This is a genomic window from Rathayibacter sp. AY1D9 (genome assembly GCF_002932395.1).
Classification (GTDB): domain Bacteria; phylum Actinomycetota; class Actinomycetes; order Actinomycetales; family Microbacteriaceae; genus Rathayibacter.
This window is the reverse complement of sequence record NZ_PSVQ01000009.1, coordinates 1-13,557: the sequence shown is the minus strand read 5'-3', so window position 1 is coordinate 13,557 and position 13,557 is coordinate 1. Positions and strand designations below refer to the sequence as shown.

The following is a 13,557-nucleotide window of genomic DNA, read 5'->3' as shown; positions in this document are numbered from 1 at the left end:
GGGGGAGGTGCCGGGACGCGGTGCCGCGGACCGGGAGGGGCGCGGGCCCCTCTCCGATCCGCGGCACCGTGGTCACGCTGCGCAGAAGGAGGGCAGCAGGTCCGCGGCGGTGCCGGCGGGGCACGGGTCGAACGCGAAGACGACCCAGGTGCCGAGCGCGATCAGCGCGACGACGGCGACGAGGATGCCGCCCTTGAAGGCCTTGGCCAGCAGGGGCGAGGTCGCGTAGTCGTTGACCAGCGTGCGCATGCCGTTGCCGCCGTGGATCAGCGCGAGCCACAGCATGAGGACGTCCCACCACTGCCAGAACGGGTTCGCCAGTTTGCCGCCGACGAAGCCGAAGTCGATGGCCTTGATGCCGTCGCCCAGCAGCAGGTTGTAGATGAGGTGCCCGAAGATCAGGACGATCAGCACGACGCCGGAGGCGCGCATGTAGATCCAGCCCCACTTCTCCCAGTTGGTGCCGGAGGAGCGGGTCGGGGTGTGCGGGGTCCGCGGTGCGGCGACGGTGCTCAATGCGCACCCCCCTCGCTGAAGACGTTGATCAGGTGGCGCGGCGCGAAGCCGAGCATCAGCACGACCCAGAGGCCCATGACGACCCAGAAGAGGACGCGCTGGTTGCGGGTCGCCCAGCTCCAGAAGTCGACCAGGATGATCCGCAGGCCGTTCAGCGCGTGGAACGCGATGGCGCCCACGAGCCCGGTCTCGCCGAGTCCCATGATCGGGTTCTTGTACGTGCCGATGACCGCGTTGTACGCCTCGGGGCTCACGGCGATGAGAGCGGAGTCGAGGACGTGGACGAGGAGGAAGAAGAAGATGGCGACACCGGTGATCCGGTGGAGCACCCACGACCACATGCCTTCGCGACCGCGGTACAGGGTGCCGGCCGGACGCCGGATCTTCCCCTGCTTCCGGGGTGCGAGGGTTTGAGCAGCTTGAACTGACACGAACAACCCTCCCTGGTTGTGCTCCGACGGCCTGACCTGTTCCCACGTCGCGTGGACGGGGACGGGGCGGGGAGCGACGAGAAACTCGCCCTCCGATTCTAAGCGCGCTCGCAGGCGGGCGCGGCTTAGGCGAGCCTTAGCTGCGGGGCAGGGCGAGGGCGGGCGCCCCCGCGGTCGCGTAGTGCGCGAGGAGCTCGTCGGTGAGCGCGCTCCAGGTGCGGTGGAGCACGCGGCGGCGGCCCGCCTCGCCGAGCCGGGCGCGCAGTGCGGGATCTCGGACCAGGCGCTCCACCTGCCGGCGGAGGTCGGAGTCGCTCTCGGGCGCGTAGAGCAGGCCGTCCACGCCGTGCTCGATGAGGTCGGTGGGGCCGCCCGCGTGCGGCGCGACCACCGCGGTGCCGGACGCCTGCGCCTCCTGCACCGTCTGGCCGAACGTCTCCTCCGTTCCGGTGTGCACGAAGACGTCGAGCGCGGCGAAGACCGCCGGCAGCCGGTCGCCGTCGAGCCGGCCGAGCATCCGCGCCGCCGGGCCGAGGGCGGCGGCGACCCGGGCGGAGGAGGGGCCGTAGCCGCCCACGACCAGCTCCGCGTGCGGGAGGGAGGCGAGCGCCGCCATCCGCTCCACCCTCTTCTCGGGGGAGAGGCGCCCGATGTAGCCGACGAGCGCGTCGTCGGCGCCGAGTCCGGCACGGACGGCCTGCGCGTAGGGGGAGGAGCGGCGGCGCGGGTGGAAGCGCTCGCTCTGCACGCCGCGGCCCCACAGCGCGGTGCGCTCGATGCCGGCGGCGGCGAGGTCGTCGAGGGCGCTCGTGGAGGGGGCGAGGGTCAGGTCCGCCCCGGCGTGGATCTGGCGGATCACCCGCCAGGCGAGGGCGCGGGCGCCGCGGATGCCGTAGCGGGCCGCGAATCGCGCGACGTCCGTCTGGTAGATCGCGACACTCGGCACCCCGAGCCGACCGGCGGAGGCGATGGCGCGGGCGCCGAGGAGGAAGGGCGAGGCGACGTGCACAACGTCGGGCTCGAAGTCGGCCAGCTCCCGGGTGAGGGCGAGCGTGGGGATCCCGACCGGGAAGTCGCGGTAGGCGATCGCCGGGTGCTCCACGACGCGGTGGCCCGCGTAGTGGCCCGGCGCCCCCGCGGCCGGGCAGACGACGAGCGCCTCGATCCCGCGCTCCGCGAACTCGTCGAGCACCCGCAGGACGCTCGTGGTCACGCCGTTCAAGGACGGCAGGAAGCTCTCGGTGACGACCGCGACTCTCACGCCCCGGACGCTACGGCGGCGGGATGAACGGCGGCGCGCGCCCGGGTGAACGGACGGTCGCGCTCGGGCTCCCTTGTATCCTGCGGACATGACATCACCTGAGACCGATGGCCGCGCCCCGCTCGACCGCTTCTACAGCGTGATCCCCGCCGGCGGGATCGGCTCGAGGCTGTGGCCGCTCTCCCGGGCCGACGCCCCGAAGTTCCTGCACGATCTGACGGGATCGGGACAGACCCTCCTCCGCGACACCTGGGACCGCCTCGCGCCCATCTCGGGCGCCGACCGGATCATGGTCGTGACCGGGCGCGCGCACCGCGCCGCCGTCGAGGAGCAGCTCGAGAGCCTCGAGGACCTCAACGTCGTCCTCGAGAGCGAGCCGCGCGACTCGTCCGCCGCGATCGGCCTGGCCGCCGCCATCCTCGAGCGCCGCCAGCCGGGCGTGATCATCGGCTCGTTCGCCGCCGACCACGTCATCAGCGGTCAGCAGCTGTTCCACGACGCGGTCGCCGAGGCCGTCGTCGCGGCGGACGCGGGCTACATCGCGACCATCGGCATCACGCCGACCGAGCCTGCCGTGGGCTTCGGCTACATCCGCACGGGGAAGCACCTCGGGATCGACGGGGCGACGCACACGCTCGCCGTCGACTCCTTCGTCGAGAAGCCCGACGCCGACACCGCGCGCGCCTACCTCTCCAGCGGTCAGTACCTCTGGAACGCGGGCATGTTCATCGCCCGCGCCGACCGCCTCCTCGAGGAGCTCGGCCGCGCCAAGCCGAAGCTGCTCGCCGGACTGCTCGAGCTCGCCGCCGCGTGGGACACCCCGGAGCGCGGCGCGGTCGTCGACCGCATCTGGCCGGGCCTGGAGAAGATCGCGATCGACTACTCCGTCGCCGAGCCGGCCGCGGCCGCGGGCAAGCTGGCCGTCGTGCCCGGCCACTTCTCCTGGGACGACGTGGGCGACTTCGCCTCGATCGCGAAGCTGCACTCGAGCGGACTCCGCTCGGACCTCGCCATCCTCGGCGAGGACGCGCGTGTTCTGGCCGACTCCGCGACGGGCATCGTCGTCAGCGGCGGCAACCGCACCATCGCCCTCATCGGAGTGAAGGACATCGTCGTCGTGGACACCCCCGACGCACTCCTGGTGACCACGACCGAGAACGCCCAGAAGGTCAAGGGCGTCGTCGACGCCCTGCGCCTCTCCGGCCGCACCGACGTCCTCTAGCCCTCCGTCACACCCGGCGAAGCGCGGCCCTCCCCTCGGAGGCGCCGCGCTTCGCCGTTCCGCCCCTCGCCGTTCCGCCCCTCGCCTCATGCGCGTGCGGCGGTCCTGATACGCCGTTCGCGCGGCCACTCGACCACCCTCGATGAGGGCCTCGGCCATCGCCCTGGGTGCTGGTGGCCGGGTCTCGATACGCCGCTTCCGCGGCAACTCGACCACCATGGAGGAGCATCGCGTCGAGCCCGACCGCGCGCAGCGCGGAGCTCCTCCGAACGCCTTCGACATCCGGCAGCAGGGGAGAGGGCCGCGAGCCGGAACCGCGTGCCAAGCGATTCAGGCCAGCCCGACGCGACCCGCTCTGCGGAACGCACCCGTCGCGAAGCCGACCGCGCCGAGCCGCTCCGCGGCTCGGAATCGAGCCCAGCCGACCGCGCCGAGCCGCTCCGCGGCTCGGAATCGAGCACAGCCGACCGCCCCGCGACACGCTCCGCATGTCGCGAAGATCAACACTGTGTAACTCTTCCTGACCACCACCGTCCGGGCGGCTGAGCGGCTTGTCACATTGGGTAACGTGTGGGGATCGACGCCCTGCTGCGCTCGTCGCGCGGGGCCGCATTCCTGGAGGACGACATCTTGACTATCACCTCGCGTAAGGCCGCGTTCGGCGGTCTCGCCGCCCTCGGCGTCACCGCGCTTCTCGCCGGTTGCGCCTCCGCCCCCGAGGAGAGCGGCTCCAGCGCCGCCGCCGGTGGCGACTTCCTGCCCTGCATGGTCTCCGACGCGGGCGGGTTCGACGACAAGTCGTTCAACGAGCTCGGCTACAACGGCCTCGTGAAGGCCTCGGAGGACCTCGGCGTCACGCCGAAGACCGTCACCTCGGAGTCCGAGACGGACTACGCCCCGAACCTGACCAGCCTCGTCGACCAGGGCTGCAACCTGATCATCACCGTCGGCTTCGCGCTGGCCGAGGCCACGTCGGCCGCGGCCGAGGCGAACACGGACATCGACTTCGCGATCATCGACGACGCGTCGATCGACCTGCCGAACGTCAAGCCGATCACCTTCGACACCTCGCAGGCGGCGTTCCTCGCCGGCTACGCGGCCGCGTCGTACTCCAAGACCGGCGTCGTCGGCACCTACGGCGGCCAGCAGTTCCCGACCGTCACGATCTTCATGGACGGCTACGCCGACGGCGTGAAGTACTACAACGAGCAGAAGGGGAAGGACGTCAAGGTCGTCGGCTGGGACGTCGACGCGCAGACCGGCTCCTTCACCGGCGGCTTCGCGGCGGGCGTCGAGGCCAAGTCGGCCGCGCAGTCGCTGATCGACCAGAACGCGGACGTCATCCTCCCCGTCGGCGGTCCGATCTTCCAGTCGGCGATCGAGGCGATCCGCGACTCCGGCAAGGACATCGCGATGGTCGGCGTGGACGCGGACCTGTACGAGACCTACCCCGACGGCGCCGACCTGTACCTGACCTCGATCCTCAAGGGCATCGAGGCCGGCACGACCGACGTCACCAGCTCCGCCGGAGCCGACGACTTCGACCCCACTCCCTTCGTGGGCACCCTCGAGAACGACGGAGTCGGCATCGCGCCGTTCCACGACTTCGAGTCGAAGGTCTCGGGCGACCTGCAGGGCGAGCTCGACACCATCAAGGCGGGCATCATCGACGGCTCCATCACCGTCACCTCCCCGTCCGCTCCCGCGGCGTCCTAGCCGCTTACTCGAAGAGGCCGGCGGGCCCGAGCACACCTCGGGACCGCCGGCCTCTTCGTCGGTCCGGCGGGCGGATCGGCTCCGCTGCGTCCCTCGATCCCGGCCGACGGCGCATCGTGGCGCGAACCGAAAGTTAGATTGGTCCCATGAAGCTCGAACTGCGTGGCATCACGAAGCGCTTCGGCGCGCTCGTGGCCAACGACCACATCGATCTCACCGTCGAACCCGGTGAGATCCACTGCCTCCTCGGCGAGAACGGCGCGGGCAAGTCGACGCTCATGAACGTGCTCTACGGCCTGTACCAGGCCGAGGAGGGGGAGATCCTGCTGGACGACGCGGTCCAGCACTTCTCCGGTCCGGGTGACGCCATGAAGGCGGGCATCGGGATGGTCCACCAGCACTTCATGCTCGTCCCCGTATTCACCGTCGCCGAGAACGTCATGCTGGGCCACGAGGAGACGAAGGCCGGCGGGCGCCTGGACCTCGCTGCCGCGCGCGCCCGGGTGCGCGAGATCTCGGACCGCTTCGGCTTCGACGTGGATCCCGACGCCCTGGTCGAGGACCTCCCCGTCGGCGTCCAGCAGCGGGTCGAGATCATCAAGGCCCTCTCCCGCGACGCCCGGGTGCTCGTGTTCGACGAGCCGACCGCGGTGCTGACCCCGCAGGAGACCGACGAGCTGATCGCGATCATGCGCCAGCTGCGTGCGGCCGGGACCGCCATCGTCTTCATCACGCACAAGCTCCGCGAGGTGCGCGAGGTCGGAGACCGCATCACCGTCATCCGCCTCGGCAGAGTCGTGGGGGAGGCGTCGCCGACGGCGAGCAACGCCGAGCTCGCCTCGCTGATGGTGGGCCGCGCCGTCGAGCTGACGGTGCAGAAGGAGCAGGCGGTGCCGGGCGACGAGGCCCTCGTCGTCTCGAACCTCACCGTGCGCGACGCCAACGGCCAGGCCGTCGTCGACGACGTCTCCTTCGAGGTCCGCCGCGGCGAGATCCTCGCGATCGCGGGCGTGCAGGGCAACGGCCAGACCGAGCTCACCGAGGCGATCATGGGCCTGCAGGAGCGGGTCGAGGGCTCGGTGACCCTGGACGGGCGCCGCCTCGACGGGCTGTCCGTGCGCCGCGTCCTCGAGTCGGGGGTCGGCTTCGTCCCCGAGGACCGCACCGAGGACGGTCTGGTCGCCGAGTTCACGATCGCCGAGAACCTCATGCTCGACCGCAGCGACCGCGGTCCGTTCGTGAAGGGACTGGGCCTGCGGCTGAAGGAGCTCGAGCGCTTCGCCGAGGAGCGGGTGCGCGAGTTCGACGTGCGCGCCCAGGGGATCGGCACCCACGTCGGCCGCCTCTCCGGAGGCAACCAGCAGAAGGTGGTGCTCGCGCGCGAGCTCAGCCGGGAGCTGCGGCTGTTCATCGCGGCGCAGCCCACCCGCGGCATCGACGTCGGCTCCATCGAGTTCGTCCACAAGCGCATCGTCGAGACGCGCGACACCGGGGTCCCCGTGATCGTGGTGTCGACGGAGCTCGACGAGGTCGCGGCGCTCGCCGACCGCATCGCGGTCATGTACAAGGGCGGGATCATCGGCATCGTCCCCGCCGACACGCCCCGCGAGGTCCTGGGGCTCATGATGGCCGGGCAGGCGCCCGCCGAGAAGGGAGCGGCGGCGTGAGCGACGCGCAACTGCCCGCGGTCGATCCCGACGCGGAGACCGAGAAGGCGTCCGGGCTCGAGCCCGGCCAGAAGCCGGATCAGGAGGTGCGCTCCGGCCCGCTCGAGAGCGGCGCCTCCCGCGTCCTGCGCGAGATCCTCTCCGGCACCGCGCTGATGTCGGTGCTCGCCGTGCTCCTCTCCCTCATCGCGGGCGGCGTGCTGATCGCCGCGACCGACAAGGACGTCCAGGCGGCGTCGGGCTACTTCTTCGCCCGGCCGCTCGACACCCTGCAGGCGATCTGGCAGTCCGTCTCCGGTGCCTACTCCTCGCTCTTCCAGGGCTCGGTCTACAACTTCCGCCGCGAGGGCTTCGCCAACGGCATCAAGCCGCTGACGGACACCCTGGCCTTCGCGACCCCGCTGATCGCCGGCGGCCTCGGAGTGGCGCTGGCCTTCCGCGTCGGACTGTTCAACATCGGCGGCCGCGGCCAGATGCTGATCGCCGCCGCCTGCGCGGGCTGGGTCGGCTTCTCCTTCGACCTCCCGTGGGGCGTGCACCTGATCGTCGCGCTCGCCGCCGGCATCCTGGGCGGCGCGCTCTGGGGCGGACTCGTGGGACTGCTCAAGGCCCGCACCGGCGCGCACGAGGTGATCCTCACGATCATGCTCAACTACGTCGCGTTCTACCTGATTTCCTACCTCCTGCGGACGCCCGGCGCGCTGCAGGCGCCCGGCTCGAACAACCCGAAGTCGCCCGGGATGAAGGAGACCGCGGTCTTCCCGGCGCTCCTCGGCCCCGGATACTCGCTCACGCTCGGCTTCGTCTTCGCGGTCCTCGCTACCGTGTTCGTCTGGTGGCTCCTGAACCGCTCGACGATCGGCTTCAAGTTCCGCGCGGTGGGGGAGAACCCGCACGCGGCACGGGTCGCGGGCATCGACGTGAAGAACAGCTACGTGTACGCGATGCTGCTCTCCGGCGGCCTGCTCGGCCTGGCCGGCAGCGCCCAGGTGATGGGGACGGTCACGACCGGCTTCACCTCCGGGATCGACGCGGGCATCGGCTTCGACGCGATCACGGTCGCGCTGCTGGGCCGCTCCCGCCCCTGGGGCGTGTTCTTCGCCGGCATCCTCTTCGGCGCCTTCAAGGCGGGCGGCTACTCGATGCAGGCCGCCGAGGGCGTGCCGATCGACGTGGTCCTCGTCGTGCAGTCGCTGATCGTCCTCTTCATCGCCGCACCGCCGCTGGTGCGCGCGATCTTCCGCCTCCCGACGCCCGGGGCAGCCCCGACGCGCCGCACCCGCCGCACCTCGGAGGTGTCCGCATGAGCACCGCCGTCGCCACCGCCCCCGACCGCGTCGTGATCCGCAGCTGGAAGGCGCCGATCGCGTTCGGCGTCTTCGCGCTGCTCGCCGTCGTCCTCTTCGTGGCCCTCGGCCGCGACGGGACGAGCTCGTTCCGCCTCGCCGCGGGGACCGACTTCTTCGCGCTGCCGGACATCCCGTTCCCGACGCGGGGGACGGGCGTGGTCGTCGCGATCCTCCTGGTCGCGCTGGCCGTCGCGTCGGCCGGGCTCACCCGCGCCGGCCGCCGGATCCCGCTCTGGCTCTCGGCGGTCTTCGCCCTGGTCTTCCTGATCGGGTTCCTCGTCTGGGCGTCGGCCGGTGCCGCGCTGCCCGTCTCGGGACTGCTGCTCGGGACCGTCGGGCTCGCCACTCCGCTGATCTTCGGCTCGCTCGGCGGCGTCATCTCGGAGCGTGTCGGAGTCGTCAACGTCGCGATCGAGGGGCAGCTGCTCGCCGGCGCCTTCACCGCGGCGATGGTCGGCTCCCTCACCCGCCAGCCGGTGCTCGGCCTGCTCGCGGCGATGGTCGCGAGCGTCCTGGTGTCGTTCGTGCTGGCCGCCTTCGCGATCAAGTACCTGGTCGACCAGGTGATCGTCGGAGTCGTGCTGAACGTGCTGGTGACCGGCCTGACGAGCTTCCTCTACTCCCAGGTCCTCTCCGCCGATGCGTCGACGTTCAACTCGCCGGTGAAGTTCGACCGCCTCCCGATCCCGGTGCTCAGCCAGGTGCCGATCGTGGGCGCCGTCCTGTTCAACCAGACGGTGATCGTCTACCTGATGTACTTCGCGATCTTCGCGGTGTGGTGGGGCCTGTTCAAGACCAAGTGGGGCCTCCGCCTGCGCGCCGTGGGCGAGCACCCGCAGGCCGCGGACACCGTGGGCATCGATGTCGCCCGCACGCGCTTCTGGAACGTCTCCCTCGCCGGGGCGATCGCCGGAGTCGGCGGCGCGTACTACACGCTCGACGCGGTCGGCGCGTTCGGCAAGGAGATGACCGCGGGTGCGGGCTTCATCGCCCTGGCCGCCGTCATCTTCGGCCGCTGGGACCCGATCAAGGCGACGCTCGCGTCGCTCCTGTTCGGCTTCGCGACCAACCTGCAGAACGTGCTCGGCGTCATCGGCTCGCCCGTGCCCAGCGAGTTCATGCTGATGCTGCCGTACGTCGTGACGATCTTCGCGGTGGCCGGTCTCGTCGGCCAGTCCCGCGGACCGGCCGCCGCCGGCAAGCCGTACCTGAAGTCCTGAGAGGAGCCGTCGTGACCGACATCGACTGGGAGGCGCTGCGCGAGGCCGCGCTCGAGGCCATGAGCCACGCCTACGTCCCGTACTCGAAGTTCCCCGTCGGGGTCGCCGCGCTCGTGGACGACGGCCGGACGATCTCGGGCTGCAACGTCGAGAACGCCTCCTACGGGCTCACGCTCTGCGCCGAGTGCGCGCTGGTGTCCTCTCTGCACATGACGGGCGGCGGCCGGCTCGTCGCCTTCACCTGCGTCGACGGGAAGGGCGGCGTCCTGATGCCCTGCGGGCGCTGCCGCCAGCTGCTCTTCGAGCACTCGGCCGAGGGCATGCTCCTCCAGACCGTGTCGGGCGTGAAGACGATCGACGAGGTCATCCCCGACGCCTTCGGCCCGCGCACGCTCGAGGCCTACGCCGCCTCCTAGGGCCGCCGTCACCGCTCCCACTCCCGAACCGAGGACCCCGCATGACCCGCACCACCCCCGTCGAGGACTTCGACGCCGTCGACATCATCCGCACCAAGCGCGACCGCGGCACGCTCTCGACCGCGCAGATCGACTGGCTGATCGACGCCTACACCCGCGGCTACGTCGCTGACGAGCAGATGGCGGCCTTCGCGATGGCGGTCCTGCTGAACGGGATGGAGCGCGACGAGATCCGCGACCTCACCCTGGCCATGATCGCCAGCGGCGAGCGCATGCGCTTCGACGGACTCGGCAAGCGCACGGTCGACAAGCACTCCACGGGCGGGGTCGGCGACAAGATCACGCTGCCGCTGATGCCGCTGGTCGCCTCCTTCGGCGTGGCGGTGCCCCAGCTCTCGGGACGCGGGCTCGGCCACACGGGCGGAACGCTCGACAAGCTGGAGTCGATCCCGGGCTGGCGGGCCGACCTCGGCAACGAGGAGATGCTGGAGCAGCTGCGGACGGTCGGCGGCGTGATCTGCGCCGCGGGCTCGGGCCTGGCCCCCGCCGACAAGAAGCTCTACGCGCTCCGGGACATCACCGGAACCGTCGAGGCGATCCCGCTGATCGCGTCCTCGATCATGTCGAAGAAGATCGCCGAGGGGACCGACGCCCTGGTGCTCGACGTGAAGTTCGGCTCCGGCGCGTTCATGGTCGACATCGAGCGCTCGCGGGAGCTGGCGCGGGCGATGGTCGACCTCGGCAACGACGCGGGGGTGCGGACCACGGCGCTGCTGACCAACATGAACGTGCCGCTCGGTCTGGCCATCGGCAACGCGAACGAGGTGCGGGAGTCGGTCGAGGTGCTCGCCGGCGGCGGCCCCTCGGACGTCCGGGAGCTGACGCTGGCCCTGGCCCGCGAGATGCTGGCCCTCGCCGGGCAGCCGGACGCGGACGTCGAGCGCGCCCTCGACGGCGGCGCGGCGATGGACACCTGGCGCGCGGTCATCCGCGCTCAGGGAGGGGATCCGGATGCGGCGCTCCCCGAGGCCCGCGAGACCCACGTCGTGGTCGCCGAGCGCGACGGCGTCCTGGTGGAGCAGCAGGCGCTGCCGTTCGGCATCGCCGCCTGGCGCCTGGGCGCCGGACGCGCCCGCCAGTCCGACGCGGTGCAGCACGCGGCGGGGATCGACCTGCACGCGAAGCCGGGCGACCGCGTCCGCGCGGGCCAGCCCCTGCTCACGCTGTCGGCCGACGAGCCGGAGCGCTTCGCCCGGGCGCTCGAGGCGCTCGACGGTGCCTACCGGATCGGCGACGACGGCGACGAGGTGCTCGGCGGCGGCCCCCTCGTGGCGGAGCGCGTCTCCTAGCCCCGCGCCGCCCGGCACGGAGGAGGCGCCGCCCGGCGAGCCGCTCCCGCCGACCCTCTAGGGTGGTCGGCGAACCACCGCCGACCTGCGAGGAGCACCGTGACCGATCAGACCGAGGAGTACCTCCTCCCGGGCGAGGGCGTCCTCATCGACGAGCTCCCCAAGGTGTCGCTGCACGACCACCTCGACGGGGGGCTGCGGGCCGGGACGGTCCTCGAGATCGCCCGCGAGACGGGCGTGCCGCTCCCGGCCGAGGAGCCGGACGCGCTCGCCGAGTGGTTCCGCGCCACGGCCGACTCCGGCTCCCTCACCGACTACATCGCCACCTTCGAGACGACGGTCGCCGTGATGCAGACCGCGCCGGCGCTCGAGCGCGTGGCCCGCGAGTTCGTGCTCGACCTCGCCGCCGACGGAGTCGTGCACGGCGAGGTGCGCTGGGCGCCGGAGCAGCACCAGCGCGCCGGGCTCTCGCTCGACGCGGCTGTCGAGGCGGTCCAGGAGGGGCTGCAGCAGGGCGTGCAGGAGGCGGCGGCGGAGGGACACCGCATCCGCGTCGGCCAGCTGATCACCGCGATGCGGCACGCCGACCGCTCGCTCGAGGTCGCCGAGCTGGCGCTGCGCCACCGCGAGCGCGGTGCGATCGGCTTCGACATCGCCGGAGCCGAGGCGGGCTTCCCCGCCTCGAGGCACCGTCCCGCCTTCGAGCTGCTCGCGGCGGCGCACTTCCCGACCACGGTGCACGCGGGGGAGGCGGACGGCCTCGACAGCATCCGCTCCGCCCTGCTCGACGGCCGCGCGCTGCGCCTGGGTCACGGCGTCCGGATCGCGGAGGACATCCGCATCGAGCGCCAGGACGACGACGCGAGCTACGTGACCCTCGGCGAGCTCTCGGAGTGGGTGAAGGACCGCGAGATCGCCCTCGAGCTCAGCCCCTCCTCCAACCTGCAGACCGGCGCCGTCGCGGCGTGGGGTGCCGAGCTCGCCGACCACCCCTTCGACCTGCTCTACCAGCTGGGCTTCCGCGTCACGGTGAACACCGACAACCGCCTGATGAGCGCGACGACCCTCAGCCGCGAGCTCGCCCTCCTGTCGGACGCGTTCGGGTACGATCTCGACGACTTCGAGGCCTTCCAGCTGAACGCGGCTCACGCCGCCTTCCTGCCGCTCGACGAGCGCCGCGAGCTCGTCGAGACGATCAGCGCCGGCTTCGAGGCGGCCTGACGGTGCCGCTCGACGCGCTTCCCGAGGAGGCGGTGGCCCTCCGCCACTCCGCCGGATCCTGGCGGGAGGTCGTCCTCGAGGCGGGCCGTGCTCTCGAGCGGACCGGCGCGGTGGACGCCGCCTACTCCCGGCGCATGGTCGAGCAGGTCGACGTGCTCGGGCCGTACATCGTCATCGCGCCCGGGCTCGCCCTCGCGCACGCCCGGCCCGGCAACGACGTCCTCGCGGACGGCCTCTCCGTCGTCACGCTGGCCGAGCCCGTCGCCTTCGGGCACAGCACCAACGACCCGGTGTCGGTCGTCATCGGGATCGCCGCCACCCAGGCGCACGGGCACGTCGGCTTCGTCTCCGGGCTCGCCGACGTGCTCAGCCGTCCGGACGCGGTCGGCGCCCTCGCCGCCGCCCGCACCCTCCGCAGCATCAACGCTGTCCTCACCGACAGCACCCCGCACCACCCGCACCACGGAAGAAGCGCATGAAGATCGTCACCCTCTGCGGCGCCGGAATCGGCACCTCCGCCATCCTCAAGCTCGGCGCCGAGCGCGCCCTCGAGACCCTCGACCTCGAGGCCGAGGTGATCGCCTCCGACCTGGCCTCCGTCGACGCGCTCGCCGCCGACGCGCAGGTCATCCTCACCTCCGGCGAGCTCGTCGACCGCATCGGCCGCACCTTCGCCGAGGTCGTCGTCATCGACAACTACCTCGACCAGAACGAGATCACGGAGAAGATCGAGCGAGCGCTGGGCTGAGCTCGACTCTGAGCCGCTCCCTGCGCGGCTCAGCGCGGTCGGCCTCCCGACGGGGTGCGTTCCGCAGAGCGTATTCCGTCGGGCTGCCTCGAATCGCTGCCACGCGATTCTCGGACGCGCCCTCCACCTTGCGGTGAGAGGGCGCTCCCTCCTCCTGCTGGTCGAGTAGCCGCAGAGCGGCGTATCAAGACTCCCATTTCCAGGGCGCGATGTGTCTACCGTGCGGTGGGAGGGCGTCCGTCGTCCGCCCCTTCTGGTCGAGTGGCCGCGGAGCGGCGTGCCGAGAGTCGGCTTCCTGCGCGGACGGCTGCCCGGACCTCGGGGGGTCAGCGGGCGGCGAGCTGCTCCAGGACGGTGCCGATCAGGCGGCGGGCGCGTCGACGGAGGCCAGGTCGGAGGCGATCACCTCGGCCTCGAGGTCGAGGGTCCCGAGGGCGCGCC

Annotated in this window: 13 protein-coding genes; 10 read left to right on the top strand and 3 right to left on the bottom strand. The window is 71.8% G+C overall.

What is annotated here, in order from left to right; all coding sequences use genetic code 11:
* Nucleotides 1-72 precede the first annotated feature (72 nt).
* The 3 genes from C5C50_RS05825 to C5C50_RS05815 all read right to left on the bottom strand — a co-directional run bounded on the left by C5C50_RS05825 (nucleotide 73) and on the right by C5C50_RS05815 (nucleotide 2,208).
* Nucleotides 73-516 (bottom strand): succinate dehydrogenase hydrophobic membrane anchor subunit, encoded by a 444-nt coding sequence (locus C5C50_RS05825; protein WP_104223187.1) that lies wholly within the window; start codon nucleotides 514-516, stop codon nucleotides 73-75.
* Nucleotides 513-947, bottom strand: coding sequence for a succinate dehydrogenase, cytochrome b556 subunit (gene sdhC / locus C5C50_RS05820; RefSeq protein WP_374952907.1), 435 nt, complete (start codon nucleotides 945-947; stop codon nucleotides 513-515). Before sdhC ends, C5C50_RS05825 begins: the two co-directional genes overlap by 4 nt.
* Nucleotides 948-1,083: 136 nt before the next feature.
* On the bottom strand, nucleotides 1,084-2,208 hold the full coding sequence (locus C5C50_RS05815) for a glycosyltransferase family 1 protein (protein ID WP_181065415.1): 1,125 nt from the start codon (nucleotides 2,206-2,208) through the stop codon (nucleotides 1,084-1,086).
* A gap of 88 nt (nucleotides 2,209-2,296) precedes the next feature.
* Here C5C50_RS05815 and C5C50_RS05810 point away from each other — a divergent pair, with 88 nt between their 5' ends.
* From C5C50_RS05810 to C5C50_RS05765, 10 genes are all read left to right on the top strand, one after another.
* Nucleotides 2,297-3,430, top strand: a complete 1,134-nt coding sequence (locus C5C50_RS05810; protein WP_104223184.1) for a mannose-1-phosphate guanylyltransferase — start codon at nucleotides 2,297-2,299, stop codon at nucleotides 3,428-3,430.
* A 630-nt stretch (nucleotides 3,431-4,060) separates the two neighbouring features.
* Nucleotides 4,061-5,146, top strand: coding sequence for a BMP family protein (locus tag C5C50_RS05805; RefSeq protein ID WP_104246690.1), 1,086 nt, complete (start codon nucleotides 4,061-4,063; stop codon nucleotides 5,144-5,146).
* 146 nt (nucleotides 5,147-5,292) lie between these two features.
* A complete protein-coding gene (locus C5C50_RS05800) occupies nucleotides 5,293-6,813 on the top strand; it encodes an ABC transporter ATP-binding protein (RefSeq protein ID WP_104226419.1) in 1,521 nt (506 codons plus the stop codon).
* Complete coding sequence (locus C5C50_RS05795) at nucleotides 6,810-8,120, top strand: ABC transporter permease (protein ID WP_219814082.1); 1,311 nt, start codon at nucleotides 6,810-6,812, stop codon at nucleotides 8,118-8,120. The genes C5C50_RS05800 and C5C50_RS05795 overlap by 4 nt, the downstream gene beginning before the upstream one ends.
* On the top strand, nucleotides 8,117-9,382 hold the full coding sequence (locus C5C50_RS05790) for an ABC transporter permease (RefSeq protein WP_104223181.1): 1,266 nt from the start codon (nucleotides 8,117-8,119) through the stop codon (nucleotides 9,380-9,382). Before C5C50_RS05795 ends, C5C50_RS05790 begins: the two co-directional genes overlap by 4 nt.
* An 11-nt stretch (nucleotides 9,383-9,393) precedes the next feature.
* Complete coding sequence (locus C5C50_RS05785) at nucleotides 9,394-9,798, top strand: cytidine deaminase (protein WP_104223180.1); 405 nt, start codon at nucleotides 9,394-9,396, stop codon at nucleotides 9,796-9,798.
* A 41-nt stretch (nucleotides 9,799-9,839) separates the two neighbouring features.
* Entirely contained in the window at nucleotides 9,840-11,147 is a 1,308-nt protein-coding gene (locus C5C50_RS05780) for a thymidine phosphorylase (protein ID WP_104263199.1), read from the top strand.
* A gap of 99 nt (nucleotides 11,148-11,246) precedes the next feature.
* On the top strand, nucleotides 11,247-12,368 hold the full coding sequence (locus C5C50_RS05775; RefSeq protein WP_104268398.1) for an adenosine deaminase: 1,122 nt from the start codon (nucleotides 11,247-11,249) through the stop codon (nucleotides 12,366-12,368).
* A 2-nt stretch (nucleotides 12,369-12,370) separates the two neighbouring features.
* Nucleotides 12,371-12,847 (top strand): PTS sugar transporter subunit IIA, encoded by a 477-nt coding sequence (locus C5C50_RS05770; RefSeq protein WP_104273082.1) that lies wholly within the window; start codon nucleotides 12,371-12,373, stop codon nucleotides 12,845-12,847.
* Nucleotides 12,844-13,116: a PTS sugar transporter subunit IIB gene (locus tag C5C50_RS05765; protein WP_104226416.1), complete on the top strand. Its 273-nt coding sequence runs from the start codon at nucleotides 12,844-12,846 to the stop codon at nucleotides 13,114-13,116. The genes C5C50_RS05770 and C5C50_RS05765 overlap by 4 nt, the downstream gene beginning before the upstream one ends.
* The last annotated feature ends 441 nt before the right edge of the window (nucleotides 13,117-13,557 follow it).

Excerpts from the sequence above, each read along its gene's own strand:
- C5C50_RS05810 (WP_104223184.1), top strand. The coding sequence starts at position 2,297 with ATGACATCACCTGAGACCGATGGCCGCGCCCCGCTCGACCGCTTCTAC.
- C5C50_RS05800 (WP_104226419.1), top strand. The coding sequence starts at position 5,293 with ATGAAGCTCGAACTGCGTGGCATCACGAAGCGCTTCGGCGCGCTCGTG.
- C5C50_RS05790 (WP_104223181.1), top strand. The coding sequence starts at position 8,117 with ATGAGCACCGCCGTCGCCACCGCCCCCGACCGCGTCGTGATCCGCAGC.
- C5C50_RS05780 (WP_104263199.1), top strand. The coding sequence starts at position 9,840 with ATGACCCGCACCACCCCCGTCGAGGACTTCGACGCCGTCGACATCATC.
- C5C50_RS05765 (WP_104226416.1), top strand. The coding sequence starts at position 12,844 with ATGAAGATCGTCACCCTCTGCGGCGCCGGAATCGGCACCTCCGCCATC.